This window comes from Variovorax nivicola (genome assembly GCF_051216475.1).
GTDB lineage: Bacteria > Pseudomonadota > Gammaproteobacteria > Burkholderiales > Burkholderiaceae_C > Variovorax.
The window spans coordinates 688,568-704,421 of record NZ_JBPJZK010000004.1 but is presented as its reverse complement, the minus strand read 5'-3'; the positions used below and the strand labels follow the sequence as shown (position 1 = coordinate 704,421).

Annotated in this window: 17 protein-coding genes; 11 read left to right on the top strand and 6 right to left on the bottom strand. The window is 68.7% G+C overall.

From position 1 onward, the window contains the following. Positions 1-105: 105 nt before the first annotated feature. The 3 genes from ACSFBF_RS20115 to ACSFBF_RS20105 all read left to right on the top strand — a co-directional run bounded on the left by ACSFBF_RS20115 (position 106) and on the right by ACSFBF_RS20105 (position 2,975). Positions 106-1,059, top strand: a complete 954-nt coding sequence (locus tag ACSFBF_RS20115; protein WP_435469991.1) for a LysR family transcriptional regulator — start codon at positions 106-108, stop codon at positions 1,057-1,059. A 66-nt stretch (positions 1,060-1,125) separates the two neighbouring features. Beyond that, a complete protein-coding gene (locus tag ACSFBF_RS20110; protein ID WP_435469989.1) occupies positions 1,126-2,034 on the top strand; it encodes a DMT family transporter in 909 nt (302 codons plus the stop codon). Continuing rightward, positions 2,031-2,975: a glutaminase gene (locus ACSFBF_RS20105; protein WP_435469987.1), complete on the top strand. Its 945-nt coding sequence runs from the start codon at positions 2,031-2,033 to the stop codon at positions 2,973-2,975. The genes ACSFBF_RS20110 and ACSFBF_RS20105 overlap by 4 nt, the downstream gene beginning before the upstream one ends. 4 nt (positions 2,976-2,979) lie before the next feature. On the opposite strand, the gene ACSFBF_RS20100 is transcribed toward ACSFBF_RS20105, so the two are convergent. After that, a complete protein-coding gene (locus ACSFBF_RS20100) occupies positions 2,980-3,966 on the bottom strand; it encodes an NAD-dependent epimerase/dehydratase family protein (protein ID WP_435469985.1) in 987 nt (328 codons plus the stop codon). Between the two features lie 95 nt (positions 3,967-4,061). Here ACSFBF_RS20100 and ACSFBF_RS20095 point away from each other — a divergent pair, with 95 nt between their 5' ends. The 5 genes from ACSFBF_RS20095 (at position 4,062) to ACSFBF_RS20075 (ending at position 9,130) form a co-directional block, all read left to right on the top strand. Further along, complete coding sequence (locus ACSFBF_RS20095) at positions 4,062-5,000, top strand: LysR family transcriptional regulator (RefSeq protein ID WP_435469983.1); 939 nt, start codon at positions 4,062-4,064, stop codon at positions 4,998-5,000. Beyond that, entirely contained in the window at positions 4,997-5,491 is a 495-nt protein-coding gene (locus tag ACSFBF_RS20090) for a hypothetical protein (RefSeq protein ID WP_435469982.1), read from the top strand. Before ACSFBF_RS20095 ends, ACSFBF_RS20090 begins: the two co-directional genes overlap by 4 nt. Positions 5,492-5,673: 182 nt before the next feature. After that, entirely contained in the window at positions 5,674-6,711 is a 1,038-nt protein-coding gene (locus ACSFBF_RS20085; RefSeq protein ID WP_435469981.1) for an aliphatic amidase, read from the top strand. Continuing rightward, positions 6,708-7,526, top strand: coding sequence for a CbbQ/NirQ/NorQ/GpvN family protein (locus tag ACSFBF_RS20080; RefSeq protein ID WP_435469980.1), 819 nt, complete (start codon positions 6,708-6,710; stop codon positions 7,524-7,526). The genes ACSFBF_RS20085 and ACSFBF_RS20080 overlap by 4 nt, the downstream gene beginning before the upstream one ends. After that, on the top strand, positions 7,523-9,130 hold the full coding sequence (locus tag ACSFBF_RS20075) for a nitric oxide reductase activation protein NorD (RefSeq protein ID WP_435469978.1): 1,608 nt from the start codon (positions 7,523-7,525) through the stop codon (positions 9,128-9,130). The genes ACSFBF_RS20080 and ACSFBF_RS20075 overlap by 4 nt, the downstream gene beginning before the upstream one ends. Here the strand turns inward: ACSFBF_RS20075 and ACSFBF_RS20070 are convergent. Beyond that, positions 9,117-10,007 carry a LysR family transcriptional regulator gene (locus tag ACSFBF_RS20070; protein ID WP_435469976.1) on the bottom strand — a complete coding sequence of 297 codons (891 nt, stop codon included), beginning with the start codon at positions 10,005-10,007 and terminating at the stop codon, positions 9,117-9,119. The two genes, ACSFBF_RS20075 and ACSFBF_RS20070, sit on opposite strands and share 14 nt — an antisense overlap. 106 nt (positions 10,008-10,113) lie before the next feature. On the opposite strand from ACSFBF_RS20070, the gene ACSFBF_RS20065 reads away from it, so the two are divergent. Next, positions 10,114-10,308 (top strand): YjiS-like domain-containing protein, encoded by a 195-nt coding sequence (locus ACSFBF_RS20065; RefSeq protein WP_435469974.1) that lies wholly within the window; start codon positions 10,114-10,116, stop codon positions 10,306-10,308. A 36-nt stretch (positions 10,309-10,344) separates the two neighbouring features. Then, on the top strand, positions 10,345-11,994 hold the full coding sequence (locus ACSFBF_RS20060; protein WP_435469972.1) for a hypothetical protein: 1,650 nt from the start codon (positions 10,345-10,347) through the stop codon (positions 11,992-11,994). Here ACSFBF_RS20060 and ACSFBF_RS20055 read toward each other — a convergent pair. The 4 genes from ACSFBF_RS20055 to ACSFBF_RS20040 are packed head-to-tail and all read right to left on the bottom strand — an operon-like array spanning position 11,991 to position 14,828. Beyond that, complete coding sequence (locus ACSFBF_RS20055; RefSeq protein ID WP_435469970.1) at positions 11,991-12,389, bottom strand: RidA family protein; 399 nt, start codon at positions 12,387-12,389, stop codon at positions 11,991-11,993. The genes ACSFBF_RS20060 and ACSFBF_RS20055 overlap by 4 nt on opposite strands. Beyond that, the gene (locus ACSFBF_RS20050) at positions 12,386-13,024 is read right to left on the bottom strand and encodes a uracil-DNA glycosylase family protein (protein ID WP_435469968.1); all 639 of its coding nucleotides are present in this window, start codon (positions 13,022-13,024) and stop codon (positions 12,386-12,388) included. Before ACSFBF_RS20050 ends, ACSFBF_RS20055 begins: the two co-directional genes overlap by 4 nt. 6 nt (positions 13,025-13,030) lie before the next feature. Continuing rightward, positions 13,031-13,861 (bottom strand): isocitrate lyase/PEP mutase family protein, encoded by an 831-nt coding sequence (locus ACSFBF_RS20045; RefSeq protein ID WP_435469966.1) that lies wholly within the window; start codon positions 13,859-13,861, stop codon positions 13,031-13,033. Positions 13,862-13,910: 49 nt separating this feature from the next. Then, entirely contained in the window at positions 13,911-14,828 is a 918-nt protein-coding gene (locus ACSFBF_RS20040) for a LysR substrate-binding domain-containing protein (RefSeq protein ID WP_435469964.1), read from the bottom strand. 130 nt (positions 14,829-14,958) lie between these two features. Here ACSFBF_RS20040 and ACSFBF_RS20035 point away from each other — a divergent pair, with 130 nt between their 5' ends. Next, positions 14,959-15,825, top strand: coding sequence for a fumarylacetoacetate hydrolase family protein (locus ACSFBF_RS20035; protein WP_435469962.1), 867 nt, complete (start codon positions 14,959-14,961; stop codon positions 15,823-15,825). Positions 15,826-15,854: the final 29 nt, after the last annotated feature.

Sequence of the window (15,854 nt, the reverse complement as noted above, 5' to 3'; positions counted from 1 at the left end):
CCTCGGGAGATTGAAGAATGGCGCGAATGTAGGCCGCATCGCCCGTCAGTAAAATCTGTTTGTTTCGTACGGTGCGTATAGAAAATCCATACACTCCCCGGCACCATGCGCGCCATCTCCCAGACCTTCCGCTGTTTCGACGAAGTGGCCCGGCGCGGCTCGGTGCGCAAGGCGGCCGAGGCGCTGCACCTCACGGCGGCTGCCGTGCACCAGCAGGTGCTCAACCTCGAGGAACAGGTGGGCACGCCGCTGTTCGACCGGCTGCCGCGCGGCATGCAGCTGACCACCGCGGGCGAGATCATGGTGGCCGCCGTGCGGCGCGGGCAGCGCGACTTCGACAACGCCCTGGCCCAGGTGGAAGACCTGCGGTCGCTGCGGCGCGGGCACATCAACCTGGCGGTGTCGCATTCGTCGGCCGAGCAGCTGGTGCCCGAGGTCATCGAGGCGGCCATGAAGAACTACCCGGGCGTGACCTACAGCGTGCGCTCGGGCAGCGGCGAGAACATCCTGAAGTGGGTGGCCAACGGCGAATCGGACATCGGCTTCTGCCTGCGCCGCAAGCCGCCGCCCGGCGTGGAGGAAATCCGCGCGTTCCCGCAGCACCTGGGCCTGGTCACGCCGCCCGGCCATCCGCTGGCGGCCCTTGGCAAGCTGCCGCGGCTGCGCGATTGCCTGGACCACCCGCTGATCCTCATGACGCCCGATACCGAGCTGCGCGCCATGGTCGACCAGATCGACCACCGCGAGCACCGCAAGGTGCGCCCGCTGGTGGAGACCAGCTCGGTCGCGATGGTGCGGCGGCTGGTGGCCGGCGGCACCGGCATCGGCTTTCTCATTCCCGAGAACGTGGCCGAAGACGTGGAACGCGGCACGCTGGTGTGGACCGGCCTGGCCGACGCGGGCGCGCGCTCGTTCAGCTGCCTCTACCAGCGCGCGGGCCAGACCACGGCGGTGGCCATGGGCATGTTCCTGCAGTTCCTGGAAGCGGCGCTGCTGGCCATCGAGAAGCGATTCGAGCAGCGCGCGCCGCTGCCGTCGCTAACCGCTTTCGCACAGTAAACACGCTGGCACGATACGATCATCGGATGAATTCAGCGGCAATCCGCCGCAACTGACCGGCTCCGAATGATCCAGCGCAAGACCCACCTCGACTCCCTCGCCATCGGCCTGCTCATTGCCTGCTGCGCCTTCTGGGGCCTGCAGCAGATCCTCATCAAGACCACCGTGGCCGAGGTGCCGCCGCTGTGGCAGGCCTCGATCCGCATGATCGGCGCCACCGTGCTGCTGTGGCTGTGGTGCGTGTCGCGGCGCGTTCCGCTGTTCGAGCGCGACGGCACGCTGTGGCCCGGTTTGCTGGCCGGCCTGCTGTTCTCCGGCGAGTTCGCCGGCATCTACCTGGGGCTGCAGCACACCAGCGCCTCGCGGCTGACGGTGTTTCTCTACACCGCGCCTTTCTGGGTGTCGCTGCTGCTGCCGCGGTGGGTGCCGGCCGAGCGGCTGCGCGGCTTCCAGTGGCTGGGCCTGTTCATTGCGTTCTCGGGCGTGGTGCTGGCCTTCAGCGAGGGCTTCGGCCACATGAGTTCGTCTCAACTCATCGGCGACGGCATGGCGCTGGCAGCCGGCATGCTCTGGGGCCTGACCACACTCACGCTGCGCACCACGCGCCTGGCCACGGCCAGTGCGGAGAAGACGCTGTTCTATCAAGTGGCGGTCACGGCGGCGGTGTGCCCGGTGCTCTCGCTGGCGCTCGGCGAGCAGTGGGGCTTTTCGTATTCCGCATGGGCCTGGACTTCCATCGGCCTGCAGACGGTGGTCGGCGCCTTCGCCAGTTATCTCGCGTGGATGTGGCTGCTGCGGCACTACCCGGCCACGCAGATGTCGTCTTTCACCTTTCTCACTCCGCTGTTCGCGCTGGTGTTCGGCGTGGTGCTGCTGAAGGAGCCGCTCACGGCGCAACTGATCGTGGCGCTGGCCGGCGTTGCGCTGGGCATCGTGCTGGTGAACCGGCGGCCTGCGGTACAACGCTCGGCATGAGCAAGACAACAACGAACTTCCAGCCCGTTCTCGACGAGATCGTCGCCACGCTGCGTCCGCAGTTCGGCCAGGGCGGCACGGTCGCCAGCTACATCCCGGCGCTGGCTCGCGTCGACGCGCGGCAGTTCGGCATCGCGCTGCGCACCTGTAGCGGCGAAGAGGCCGGCGCGGGCGATTTCGACACGCCCTTCTCCATTCAAAGCGTGTCGAAGCTCTTCACGCTCACGCTCGCCATGCAGCGCATGGGCGACGCGCTGTGGGAGCGCATCGGCCGCGAGCCTTCGGGCAACCCGTTCAACTCGCTGGTGCAGCTCGAAAGCGAACAGGGCAAGCCGCGCAACCCCTTCATCAATGCCGGCGCCATCGCGGTGGCCGACCGGCTGGTGAGCCAGGCGAAGGCCAGCGGCGGCAGCGCCAAGGCCGACATCCTCGCGCTCATGGGCTGCCTGTGCGGCGAACCCATCGGCTTCGACGACGAGGTGGCGCAGTCGGAGGCCGACACGGGCTTTCGCAACATCGCGCTGGCCAACTTCATGAAGAGCTTCGGCAAGCTCGACAACGACGTCGCCACCGTGCTCGACACCTACTTCCACCAGTGCTCGCTGCGCATGAGCTGCCGCCAGCTGGCGCGCGCCGCCGCATTCCTGTGCCGCGACGGGGCGCACCCGGTCGATGGCGAGCCCGAGATCACCGGCGAGCGGCAGACGCGCCGCATCAACGCGCTGATGCTCACCTGCGGCACCTACGACGCGGCGGGCGACGTGGCCTTTTCCATCGGCCTGCCCTGCAAGAGCGGCGTGGGCGGCGGCATCGTGGCCGTGGTACCCGACAAACTCACGCTGTGCGTGTGGTCGCCTGCGCTCGATGCCACCGGCAATTCGCTGCTGGGCATGAAGGCGCTGGAGCTGTTCGTGGCGCGCACGGGGCTGTCGGTTTTCTGAGCGATCAGGCCGCCACGGCCACCGGCGCCGTGGCCAGGCTGCCCATGCCTTCCAGCGCGGCCTCGACCGCCTCTTCGAGCGGCGTGTGCGGCTCGCGGCCGAGAAAAGCCACCAGCTTCGCGTTGTCCATGCCCACCGGCTGCTGCCACAGGTAGCGCATCTCGCGCATTTCGCGGAAGGTGGCGACGAAGGGCGAGGCCAGCGTCAGCAGCCACCACGGAAAGGCCGACACGCTCACCTTGGTGCCCGTGTGGCGGGCAACCACCTTGCGGATGGCGTCGCTCATGCGCGTGCCGTCGGCGTCCCAATGGCCGGCCATGTGGAAGCGGGCGAAGGCTTCGAGCCGGTCACGCCGCGCCAGCAGCTCGACCATGGTGCGGGCCACGTCCGGCAGGTACGACCACTGGTGGCCGATGCCGGCGCAACCGGGATAGCTCACGCCCTTGACGGGTTGGCCCGCCTTCACCAGCCCCTGCGAGAACCAGTTGTTGCCCGCCTTCGGCCCGAAGAAATCACCAGCGCGCACGATCAGCACGCGGGCGCCCTGGCGGCTGGCGTCCTCGAGGCGCCTTTCCATCTCGACGCGGATCGCGCCCTTGCGTGTGACCGGGCGCTGCGGCGAGTCTTCGGCCAGCAGCGGGAAGGCGTCGGGTCCGAAGTTGTAGACCGTGCCGGGCAGCACGATGGTCGCGCCCTCGGCCTTGGCGACGGCGATGGTGTTGTCGAGCATCGGCAGCACCAGCTGCGACCAGCGACGGTAGCCCGGCGGGTTGACCGCATGCACGACGACCGCGCAACCCTTCGCGGCCTGCCGCACGGCCTGTGCGTCCATCGCATCGCCGGCCAGCCAGGTGATGCCGTCCCTGCGCCCTTCGGTCGCGCCGCGCTTGAGCGCACGCACTTCCCAGCCCGCATCGCACAACTGGCGGGCCACTTCGCTGCCGATGCCGCCCGTTGCGCCAAGAACCAGAACCGTGTCGTTGCGTGCCATGAAATGCTCCAGAACAGTTGTCGATGGAGGAATTCTGGGTTTGACCGGGTTCGATTGGAATTGCCGAACATGAGCCAGCAGCCATACATTTATGTATGACTTCGAACATCGGCTGGGAGCTGTACCGCTCCTTCCTCGGCGTGCTGCGCGAGGGTTCTCTCTCGGGTGCGGCGCGCGCCCTCGGCATTACCCAACCCACGGCCGGGCGCCACGTGGCCGCGCTCGAAGAGGCGCTGGGCGTGGTGCTCTTCACGCGCTCGCAGGTAGGGCTGCTGCCCACCGAGGTGGCGCTGTCGCTGCGCGCGCATGCCGAGGCCATGGAGAGCACCGCCGCCTCGCTGGAGCGTGCCGCCAGCAGCCAAGGCGAAGGCGTGCGCGGCGTGGTGCGCATATCGGCCAGCGAGGTGGTCGGCGCGGAAGTGCTGCCGCCCATCGTGGCGCGGCTGCGCGAGATGCACCCGGCGCTGAAGGTAGAGCTGGTGTCGACCAACCGCGTGCAAGACCTGCTGCGGCGCGAGGCCGACATCGCCGTGCGCATGGTGCGGCCGCGGCAAGAGCAGCTGGTGGCGCGCCGCATCGGCAACATCGAGCTGGGCTTCCATGCGCATGAGGACTACCTCGCCCGCCACGGCACGCCGCGCAAGCTCGATGAGCTGGCCACGCATGCGTTGATCGGCTACGACCAGCCCTCGGCCTTCGTGCGCAACGCGGGCAAGTCGCTCAAGGGCTTCACGCGCGACACCTTTTCGCTGCGCACCGACAGCGACCTCACGCAGCTGGCGCTGATCCGCGCGGGCGCGGGCATCGGCATCTGCCAGGTGGCGCTGGCCAAGCGCCACGACGCGCTGGTACGGCTGATGCCGCGCACCTTCTCGCTGAAGCTCGACACTTGGGTCACGATGCACGAGGACCTGCGCAACAGCCCGAGCTGCCGCGCCGCCTTCGACGCACTGGTCGAAGGCCTCTCGCTCTACATCGGTGGCCCTGCGGCAGGGGCGAAAATACCCCGCGCCAGACCCACATCACCCGAATGACCGAACCGACAACAGACTCCGACACCCTCCCCCTGCAGGAAGACCGCCTCTGGCACGACGACCGCTGGACCGCCCGCATCATCAAGAACGAGGAAGACGACGGCTGGGCCGTCGAGATGACCCGCCACGGCGACCCCGAGCCGGCACTGGTCGGCCCCTGGACCATGGGCCGCGACAAGAAGAACCCGAAGCCGCTCGACGGCCCCGCTTTCTCCACGCTGGTGAAGACCGCCGCCGAAGTCATCCGCCGCCACGAGCAGCAGCTGCACGCCACGCTCAACAAGAGCGTGACCGTCACCGCGCGCAACGACCAGCGCATTCGCGTGGCCCTGAGCATCGTGCCCGACGAGGACAACCCCTCGGCCACGCTCACCGCCTACGACGATGCCGACGACTCGGAGCTCGCCAGCGTCAACGTGTCGCCCGCCTTCAGGCTCACCGCCTCCAGCGCCACCGCCTGGATCGAATCCGGCTACGCGCGACCCCGCTGAACGCAGCGCCCGCCGCAATCAGCGAAATGACGTATGTGCAGCCCGCGCTGAGTTGAGAACAATCGGCTTCGACGACACGAACCCGTTGCACCGCAGACAGAAAAGCCCGAACCGGTTGAACACCGTTTCGGGCCTTTTTTTGTTTGTTTTTCTTTCTCAACCATCCCTTCAGGAGCAGCGTCATGAGACATGGTGATATTTCGAGCAGCAACGATTGCGTGGGCGTCGCGGTCGTCAACTACAAGATGCCCCGCCTTCACACCAAGGCCGAGGTGCTGGACAACGCCCGCAAGATCGGCGAGATGCTGGTCGGCATGAAGAAGGGCTTGCCGGGCATGGACCTGGTGATCTTCCCGGAGTATTCGACGCACGGGATCATGTACGACGCCAAGGAGATGTACGACACGGCCGCCACCGTGCCGGGCGAGGAGACTGCCATCTTCGCCGACGCCTGCCGCCGCGCCAACGTGTGGGGCGTGTTCTCGCTGACCGGCGAGCGCCACGAGGAGCATCCGAACAAGGCGCCCTACAACACGCTGATCCTGATGAACAACCAAGGCGAGATCGTCCAGAAGTACCGCAAGATCATGCCGTGGGTGCCCATCGAGGGCTGGTATCCGGGCGACTGCACCTACGTGAGCGAAGGCCCCAAGGGCATGAAGATCAGCCTGATCATCTGCGACGACGGCAACTACCCCGAGATCTGGCGCGACTGCGCGATGCGCGGCGCCGAGCTCATCGTGCGCTGCCAGGGCTACATGTACCCGGCCAAAGAACAGCAGATCATGGTGTCGAAGGCCATGGCCTTCATGAACAACACCTACGTGGCGGTGGCCAACGCGGCGGGCTTCGACGGCGTGTATTCGTACTTCGGCCACTCGGCGCTGATCGGCTTCGACGGCCGCACGCTCGGCGAATGCGGCGAGGAAGAGATGGGCATCAACTACGCCGAGCTCTCCATGGGCCTGATCCGCGACGCGCGCAAGAACGGCCAGTCGCAGAACCACCTGTTCAAGCTGGTGCACCGCGGCTACACCGGCACCATCAACTCGGGCGACGGCGACAAGGGCGTGGCCACCTGCCCGTACAACTTCTACACGAAGTGGATCAACGACCCCGAGGGCACGCGCGAGATGGTGGAGTCGTTCACGCGCAGCACGGTGGGCACGCCGGAGTGCCCCATCGAGGGCATTCCGAACGAGCCGGCCCAGCACCGATGAACGCGGCGGTTCCCGATCCGCTGGCCGCCTACCGCATCGAGACCGAGCCCTTCTACCGGCCCGCGGGCAACGAGGTGGCGCTTTACCGGCAGGCGTACCGCCACCGCATGCCGCTGATCCTCAAGGGCCCCACCGGCTGCGGCAAGACGCGCTTCGTGGAGCACATGGCCTGGTCGCTGGGCCGGCCGCTGGTCACGCTGGCCTGCAACGAGGACATGACGGCCTCCGACCTCGTCGGGCGCTACCTGCTCGACGCCAACGGCACGGCCTGGCACGACGGGCCGCTGACGCTCGCCGTGCGGCACGGCGGCATCTGCTATCTCGACGAGGTGGTGGAGGCGCGGCAGGACACGACCGTGGTGATCCACCCGCTGACGGATGCGCGGCGCATGCTGCCACTCGACAAGAAGGGCGAGCTGGTGCGCGCGCACCCCGACTTTCAACTGGTCGTGTCGTACAACCCCGGCTACCAGAGCAGCGCGAAAGACATGAAGCCTTCGACGCGCCAGCGCTTCGCGGCGCTGGAGTTCGACTACCCCGACAGCACGCTCGAAGCGGAGATCGTGGCGCACGAGGCCGAAATCGGGCTCGACCTCGCGGCAAAGCTGGTAGCCATCGCGCGCTGCTCACGCGAGCTGAAGCATCGGGGGCTCGACGAAGGCGCGTCGACGCGCATGCTGATCTACGCAGGCGTGCTGATCCGCGACGGCCTGACGCCCCGCGAAAGCTGCGAGATGACGATGACGCGCGCGCTGACGGACGACCCCGACATGGCGAGCGCGCTGCAGGGCTTTGTCGAAGCGCAGTTCGGATGAACGCTGCGTTGTCGCTGCTGGCCCGGGGGCTTGCCGGCGTCGATGTCGAAGTGCAGGCGCTGGCCGGGGCGCGCGCCGTGCTGGTCGGCAAGCGCCTGTTGCTGCCCGAAGGCGCGGGCGAGGAACGCCTGGGCCGCGCCATGGTCGCGCATGCGGTCGCGCACCTGCGCCACTCCACGCCCGCCCGCCCGGCGCGCGCGCTCAAGCCCATGGGCATCGCGGTGGCCTCGGCCATCGAGGACGCGCGCGTCGAACGCCTGCTGTGCCGCGACTTCCCCGGCCTGCACGGCTGGTTCGCCGAATCGCTGGCGCCCGTGCCCGACCCGCTGGACCTGAGCTTCGCGGCACTCATCGCGCGCATGGACCGCTTGCTGATGCTGTCCGCGTGGCAGGACGACAACCACTGGGTCAACAAGGCCCGTCGCCTGTTCGATGAAACCGCTGTGCGCGCAGGCCTGGAAGACTACGACGCCTTCCGCGCCATCGCCTCCATCCTCGCCAACGACCTCGGCCAGATGCGCGTGCGCTTCGAGCCCCGGGACTACGCGGTGCCCGCGCCCTACCGTGACGACAACAGCTATCTCTGGGATTTCGGCGAGGCCGACACACCGCCGGACGAGGCCATCGCGCTCCAGCAATCGGGCGCGCGGCCGCCACCGGTCTCGGGTATGTCCAACGCCATGGACGAGATGATGGAACTGGGCCGCTACACCTACCCCGAATGGGACCGCAAGCTGGAGCGCCTGCGCCCCGACTGGTGCACGGTGATCGAGAAGCTGCCCGCATGGCAAGGCCTCTCCACATCGCGCAAGCAGGCCACGGCCGACAGCAAACGCATCCCTCCGCTTGCCCTGCCCCGCTCCCGCCATCTCGACCGCACGCACCGGCTGCGCCGCCAATGGGAAGGCGATGAAATCGACCTGAACGCCGCCATCGAAGTGCTGATCGACCGCCGCCTGCGCCTGCGGCCCGACCCGCGCCTGTTCATGCGCCCGGGCAAGGGCCCGCGCCCTTCGAGCCTGCTCGTGCTGCTCGACCTGTCAGCATCGGCGAACGATGCGGGCCCGCACGGCGTCTCGCTGCTCGAGATCGAAAAGCAGGCCGCCCTGCTGCTCGCCGCATCGAATGCGCAAAGCGGCATCGACCGCCTCGCGATCCACGGCTTCTCGTCGAACACGCGCGCCGAGGTTTACTACTACCGCCTGCTCGACTTCGGCCAGCCGCTCGACGCCGAATCGCGCGCCACCATCGGCGCGGTGCAAGGGCGCTACTCCACGCGCATGGGCGCCGCGCTGCGCCATGCCACCTCGCACCTGCGCGGCGAGCCCGAGGGCCAACGCGCGATCCTGCTCGTGACTGACGGCGCCCCCTCTGACATCGACGTGCACGACCCGAAGTACCTGATCGAAGACGCCCGCCAGGCCGTGGCCGAGGCGCGCGAAGCCGGCGTGCACACCGCCTGCCTCGCGGTGGACGGCGCGGCCGATGCCTACGTGCGCCGCATCTTCGGCCGGCGCAACCACGGCATCGCCGACGATGTGCGCACGCTCCCCCAGCGCCTGGCGCGCATGAGCGCGCGGCTCGCGATGCTCAGACCTGGCTGAACGCCGTCAGCACCTTCAACACGCTCAGCGTCGCGCTGTCGAGCACCGCGTGCTGGCGATGCGCGATGCCCACGCGGCGCGTGAGCTTCGGGCTCACCGGCACGATCTGCATGCGGTCGTTGCGCACGGTGTCGGTGGACTGCTGCAGCGGCAGCAGCGCGGCGCCATAGCCGGCCGCCACCAGGCTGCGGATGGCTGCGTCGTAGTTGAGCTCGATGCGCGCGCGCGGCGCAAAGCCTGCATCGGCGAACCACTCCATCGTGAGCTGGTACATGTGCGTGGTCGCCTCGTTGAAGATCAGCGGCTGTGCCGCCAGCCAGGCCGGCGTGACGCGCTTGGGCGCCTTCCAGCGCTGCGGCACGAAAGCCATCATGGGCTGCTCGCACCACGGCGTGACGACGATGCCGCGCAGCGGTGGCTGCGGAATGGCGACCAGGCCGATGTCGAGCGTGCCCGCCGCCAGCCGCTCCATGGCCTCGTAGGAGCCGCGGATGCTCACTTCGACGTCGATGCCCGAATGCTCCTCGCCCAGCGCTTCGAGCACCTGCGGCAACAGGTCGACCAGCACGCCGGTGGAAGTGCCCAGCCGCACCCGGCCCGTGCGCCCCTCGGCCTGGCGCTTGACCGCCTCGACAGCCTCGTCGGTATCGCGCAGCAGCTTGCGTCCGCGCTCGACCAACGCCGCCCCGGCGGCCGTGGGCGTGATGCGCCGGTTGCCACGCACCACCAGCGGTGCGTCGAGGCGCGATTCGAGCTCGCTGATGTGCAGGCTCACCGTGGGCTGCGCCAGGTGCAGCGCCCTGGCCGCCGCCGAGAAGGTGCCGAGGTCGACGATGGCGATGAGGGTGCGCAGTTGATCGAGGTTGAGCTGTCGCATCGGGTCGCCTCAGTATCAGTAAAGGTGATGGGAAGTGTCAGGAATCTCAACTTCCACAATAGCATGCGCCGCCGGAAGATGAGCGCTCCCAACCAAGGAGCCCATCGTGACTGCGCCCAAGCCATCGTCTTTTCATCAACGCCTGATCCATGCCCTGCGCGGCTGGCGCCGCCGCGTGGTGAACAGTCGCCGCGCACGCGCCGACATGCGGCACCTGGCCGGCATGAGCGAGCACGAGCTGCGCGACCTGGGCATCGGGCGCAGCGAGGTGCCCGAGTTGCTGGACCGGCATCGGCACTGATCAGGTTCTTCGCCCGATTTGAGGTTCAATTCGGGCGTGCCCAAGCCTGCTCTCCTTTCCATCGAACTCACTTCGCCGCAGTCGGTCAACGGCCGGCGCGCGGCCTTTCAATCGCTCTGGCTGCTGGTGCGCATGCAGCATGCCCACGATGCCGGCACCGGCATCGTGCGGCTGGCCGACCTGCGCGGCGAAGTGTCCGACGCCAGCACCTTGCGCATGGTGGTGAGCCGCGCGTTCCGCGACTTCAAAGCCTGGAACATCGAGGTCGGCTGGGGCGAAGACACGCAGCGCGAGCCCCGCTTCCTGAATGCCGAGCGGCGCAGCCAGGGCCCGTTCTGGCTGCCTGCCGCCGAGGCGAAGCGCGTGCGCGTGCTGGTGGAAGGCCGCGCGGCCACGGCCGCCGAAGTGGCGTCGTTCCTCGGGCTGCGTTCGCGCAATCCGCAGGCCACCGGCTCGCCCCCGCCCGATGCCGTGCACCTGCAGGACGCGGCCTTCTGGAAGCAGCTCGTCGCCTCGCAGCAGGCCGCGCGACAGGGTCGGCTGATGGCGCCGGTGGCCGGCGGGAACGGCAATGGGAGCGCGCTCGAATCGATCCGCCTCGCCGGCACGCTGGCCGCCACCGACTTCCAGCGCGCACTGGTCACGCTGAACGAGGCCATGCTGTGGCGCCGGCTCGGCGACAACGAGCAGGCGCGGCGGCGGCTGCAGGCGCTGAAGAAACAGCGGCTCGCGCACCACGTGGCGGGCAACGACTACCTCGGCGCGATGGAATGCATCGTCTCCGCGTGGTGCGCCTACACCGCGCGCGACCTGCCGCTGGCGCAATCGCTGTTGAGCGGCATGGCCGAGGACGCAGCGCGCGGACTGGTACTGCGGCACCACCCCGACGTGCGCTTCGAGTGGTGCAACCTGTGGGCGCTGGTGTGCCGCTCGCGCGCGCTCGCACTGTCGGCCGACGACAAGCCGGCGGCAGCCGCGCTCGCCGAAGAATCGCTGCACCGCTTCGGCGAGGCGCTAGCGGCGGCCTTCGAATCGCACTCCTTCGACGCAGCGCAGCACGTGGCCGCCAACATGGGCATGGCCGCGTGGCTGTTCGACCGCGTGGGGCTGTCCGACCTGCCTGCGCTCGCACACGATGGCAACGCCGATACCACCCGCCGCGCGGTGCAATGGATCGCCTTCAGCGAATGGCTTTGCGGTCACACCGACGGCCAGGGCCGCTCGGCGTGGAACGCGATCTACCTGATGCGCATCGCGCGCGGCCACTGCCGGCCCGAGAAGCAGCCCACGCTCGCGCAGTTCCGTGCGCAGAAGCCATTGGACCCGGCCGCCATCTCGAAGCTGGCCGGTCCGCTCGCCGATGCCTTCGATGCGACCAACTGGCCGGCGCGCTGGGTCGACGTGGCGCAGGCGCGGCTTGCCGACCACCAGGCCGGACGCCGCCGCTATCCGGGCCTGCAGCACTGCAGCCTGCAGTTCGAACACGCCTGGTATGCGGCGCATGCGGGCGACCTGAAGGCGGCGGAACAGTCGCTGGGCCTGCTGCGCGAAGCGCTGCCCCAGCTGGTGCCGAGCGACCGCGCGTACTTCACCGAATCGTGGAACGACGCGCTGCCCGCCGAGCTGGTGCTGGAGGCGAAGCCGCCGCGCCGGCCCACAGTGCGGCGCACGAAGTCAACGCCCTAGTTGCAGGCGGCGATGCAGTCGATCTCGATGTCGAAGCGCCCGGGCCATGCGGGCACGCAGACGAAGATGCGCGCGGGCGGGTCCTTCGGAAAGTAGCGCGCATAGATCGCATTGATCGCAGCGAACTTCTCGACCGAAGTGCAATACACGTTGCACTTGAGTGCGTTCGCAAGCGACGAGCCGGCCGTTTCCAGGCACAGCTTGAGCTGGTCGAGCACCAGTTCGGTCTGGCGTTCGATCGACGCGTCGACCACCACCTGCCCAGTGGCCGAATCGAAAGGAGGCAGGCCCGACACGTACACGGTGTCGCCATGCCGCGTGACGACGGAGGCCGGCGCCTTCCAGTTGTCCAGGTACGTCGACAGGGGTTCGACTCGGATGATTTCTCGTTTCATGCAGCAGATGATGCTGGCGGCGGCGTCTTCTCGCTTCGTTCCACGACGAAGGATGGCGTGGGCGACAACAGCGCATGCCGCACCCGCTCGCGCAGCACCGGCAGCACATCGCTCTCGAACCACGGGTGGTGTTTGAACCAGCCCGTGTTGCGCGGCGAAGGATGCGGCAGCGGAACGAAGCGCGGTGCGTAGTCGGCAAAGGCCTCCACGGTTTCGGTGACGCTGCCGCGCGCGGTCTTGCCGAGGAAGTGGCGCTGCGCGTACTGCCCGATGAGCAGCGTCAGCTCGACCTGCCGCATCTGCGCGAGCAGCCGCTCGTGCCACAGCTCGGCGCACTCCTTGCGCGGCGGCAGGTCGCCGCTGGCACCACGCCCCGGGTAGCAATAGCCCATCGGCATGATCGCAATGCGCGTCGCGTCGTAGAACACCTCGCGATCGATGCCCAACCAGCGGCGCAGTTGCTCGCCGCTCTTGTCGTCCCACGGCACGCCCGTGCGGTGCACGGTCATGCTGGGCGCCTGGCCGACGATCAGCAGCCGGGCGCTCGCACTGGCCTGCACCACTGGCCGCGGGCCCAATGGCAGGTGCGCCTCGCATGCGCGGCAGGCGCGGATCTCGGCGAGCAGCGCATCCACGGTGCCTCAGCCGGCGAACGGGCGGAAGAAGGCGTTGAGCTCGGCGCCCGGGGCCGCATCGGCAAAGCCGTCGAAGCGCCCCTGCTCGGCCAGCGTGCGCGCGGCGCGGATGAAGCCGCCCCAAGCCGCGCGCGCCATGCCGCCGCCCACGCTCACGCGGCGCACGCCGAGCCCGGCGATGTCCTGCATCGTGAGCTCGCTGGCCGCGCCCACCAGCAGGTTGACCGGCTTGCCTCCTGCGGCAGCGACCACGGCGGCGATCTGCTCGCGGGTCTTGATGCCGGGCGCGTAGAGGCAGTCGGCGCCCGCGTTCGAGTAGGCCTTGAGCCGCGCGATGGCGTCGTCGAGATCGGGTCGCCCGGCGAAGAAGTTCTCGGCGCGGCCGACCAGCAGCACGTCGGCGCCCGAGGCATCGATGGCCTTGCGCGCGGCGCGCATGCGTTCCACCGCCACGTCGATGGAAAAGAGCGGATCGGCGGCATTGCCCGTCGAGTCCTCGATGGACAGGCCGGCCACGCCGGTCTCGACCGCGAGGTGCACGCTTTCGGCCACGCCCAGCGCATCGGCGGCAAAGCCGTTCTCGAAGTCGGCATTCACCGGCAGGTCGGTGGCTTCCACCAGCTCGCGCAGGTGCGCAAGGATGAGTTCGCGCGACATCGCCCCGTCGGCTTGGCCCTGCGACCACGCGAAGCCCGAGCTGGTGGTGGCCAGCGCCTTGAAGCCCAGGCCTTCGAGGAAGCGCGCGCTGCCCGTGTCCCAGGGGTTCGGAATGACGAAGCAGCCTTGTTCGTGGAGTGCGCGGAAGTCGGCACGTTTCTGGGCGATGGTTCGGGTCATTGCAGTGCCTCGGTTTGCTTTGCGGGAGTTGGAACGAAAGAGGGGTCGATCAGGATAAGCCTGTCCGCGCAACGGCCGCACCCGGCGGGTTTTGCAGCAGATGGTCGATGAAGGCGCGCACCGCCGGCAGCATGCCGCGGCGGGAGGCGAACGCGGCCTGGATCTCGCTGGCCGCGCAGGCCCATTCGCCGCACACGCGCACGAGGCGGCCATCGGCAATCGCATCGCGGCACATGATCTCGGGCAACAGCGCCAGGCCCATGCCCTGCTCGGCGAGGTGCCTGAGCGCGAACATGTCGTCGGTGACGAAGTGCGGCGTGAAGCCGAACTCCTGCACCTGCGCGCCGCGCTCCAGCGTCCAGCGGTAGCGGTCGTTCCCGGCGGGCAGCGACAGCACGGGCCATGCGGCCAGGTCGGCGATCCCTTGCGGCGCGCCAAGCCGCGCCAGCAGCGCGGGGCTCGCGAGCAGCACATCGACGGTGGAGCCCAGCGGGCGCGAGATAAGGCTCGAGTCCTCGAAGGGCGGGCGCCGCACGCGCAGCACCACGTCGATGTGCTCCTGCAGCGGATCGATGCGCCGGTTGCTCACTTCCAGCTGCAACCGCACGCCGGGGCAGGCGCGCATGAAGGCCGGGATCAGCGGCGTGAGCCAGAACTGCGCGAGCGTGAACGGGCAGCTCACGCGCAGCAGGCCCTGCGGCTGCGAGGTGGCCTGGCGCAGCACGTCGAAGGCTTCGTCGCCCGCCGCCACCGTTGCCTGGCAGCGCTCGTAGAACTCCCGGCCCACGCCGGTGAGCAGCAGGCGGCGCGAACTGCGCTGCAGCAGGCGCACGCCCAGACGTTCCTCGAGCTGCGAGATGCGGCGGCTCAGGCGCGACTTGGGAATGCCCAGGTGCCGGCTCGCGGCGCTGAAGCCTTGCTGGGTCACCACGTGGGCGAAGAGCGCCAGGTCGTTGAGGTCTTCCATGTCTCTTGTCGTTCTGTTTTTCGTTCCGCCGGCAGAACGATCCGTTCATGCCGGGCGAATTGTTCTGCGTTCGTTCCACCAGCATCATCGATCGCTCCCCGTCGGTCAACCACCCGTTCCAACGCACGCCATGAAACTCGCCAGCTTCCACCACCGCGACGCCCTTCGCTTCGGCGTGGTCCGAAATGAGGAAATCGCCGACCTGACGGACCAGCCCGGCGCGCCATCGGGGCTGCGCGAACTCCTCGCGCGCGGCGACGAAGGCATGGCGTGGCTGCACGCCGTGCTGGCGGAAGCACCCCGCGTGGCACTGGCCGGCGTGCGGCTGGCTGCGCCCATTCCCGCGCCGCAGAAGTTCCTCGGGCTCGGCGGCAACTACGCCTCTCATCTGGAGGAGGCAGCGAAGCTGGGGCTCGTGCGGGCGCCGGGCCAGGTGTGGTTCAACAAGCAGGTGTCGTGCGTGGCGGGCCCTTTCGACGCGGTGCACAAGCCCCGCGTGTCCGACCAGTTCGACTACGAAGGCGAGTTCGGCGTGGTCATCGGCCGGCGCTGCCGCCACGTGCGTGCGGAAGACGCGATGGCCATGGTCGCGGGCTACGTGGTGGTCAACGACATGAGCGTGCGCGACTGGCAGATGCGCGCGCCCACGCACACGCTGGGCAAGTCCTTCGACACGCACGGCCCCTTCGGCCCCTGGCTGGTGACGCGCGACGAGATTGCCGACCCGCATGCGCTGCGGCTGCGCACCTGGGTCAACGGCGAGCTGCGGCAGGACGGCAACACCGCGCAGATGATCCACCGCATCGAGGCCATGCTGGTCGAACTGAGCACCGCCTTCACGCTGGAGCCGGGCGACGTGCTGAGCACCGGCAGCCCCGCAGGCGTTGGCGGGCTGATGGACCCGCCGCGCTACCTGGTGCCGGGTGACGTGGTGCGCGTGGAGATCGAAGGCATCGGCCACATCGAGAACCGCGTGGTGGCCGAACCTGCCGACTGAGCATTGCCCGAGGGCGCTGCGCCCCAAAA

Bases quoted from the DNA above. Each gene is read 5' to 3' on its own strand.
- ACSFBF_RS20095 (WP_435469983.1), top strand. From the start codon at position 4,062: ATGACTTCGAACATCGGCTGGGAGCTGTACCGCTCCTTCCTCGGCGTG.
- ACSFBF_RS20085 (WP_435469981.1), top strand. From the start codon at position 5,674: ATGAGACATGGTGATATTTCGAGCAGCAACGATTGCGTGGGCGTCGCG.
- ACSFBF_RS20080 (WP_435469980.1), top strand. From the start codon at position 6,708: ATGAACGCGGCGGTTCCCGATCCGCTGGCCGCCTACCGCATCGAGACC.
- ACSFBF_RS20075 (WP_435469978.1), top strand. From the start codon at position 7,523: ATGAACGCTGCGTTGTCGCTGCTGGCCCGGGGGCTTGCCGGCGTCGAT.
- ACSFBF_RS20090 (WP_435469982.1), top strand. From the start codon at position 4,997: ATGACCGAACCGACAACAGACTCCGACACCCTCCCCCTGCAGGAAGAC.
- ACSFBF_RS20070 (WP_435469976.1), bottom strand. From the start codon at position 10,007: ATGCGACAGCTCAACCTCGATCAACTGCGCACCCTCATCGCCATCGTC.
- ACSFBF_RS20040 (WP_435469964.1), bottom strand. From the start codon at position 14,828: ATGGAAGACCTCAACGACCTGGCGCTCTTCGCCCACGTGGTGACCCAG.
- ACSFBF_RS20115 (WP_435469991.1), top strand. From the start codon at position 106: ATGCGCGCCATCTCCCAGACCTTCCGCTGTTTCGACGAAGTGGCCCGG.
- ACSFBF_RS20035 (WP_435469962.1), top strand. From the start codon at position 14,959: ATGAAACTCGCCAGCTTCCACCACCGCGACGCCCTTCGCTTCGGCGTG.
- ACSFBF_RS20110 (WP_435469989.1), top strand. From the start codon at position 1,126: ATGATCCAGCGCAAGACCCACCTCGACTCCCTCGCCATCGGCCTGCTC.
- ACSFBF_RS20055 (WP_435469970.1), bottom strand. From the start codon at position 12,389: ATGAAACGAGAAATCATCCGAGTCGAACCCCTGTCGACGTACCTGGAC.
- ACSFBF_RS20045 (WP_435469966.1), bottom strand. From the start codon at position 13,861: ATGACCCGAACCATCGCCCAGAAACGTGCCGACTTCCGCGCACTCCAC.
- ACSFBF_RS20100 (WP_435469985.1), bottom strand. From the start codon at position 3,966: ATGGCACGCAACGACACGGTTCTGGTTCTTGGCGCAACGGGCGGCATC.
- ACSFBF_RS20105 (WP_435469987.1), top strand. From the start codon at position 2,031: ATGAGCAAGACAACAACGAACTTCCAGCCCGTTCTCGACGAGATCGTC.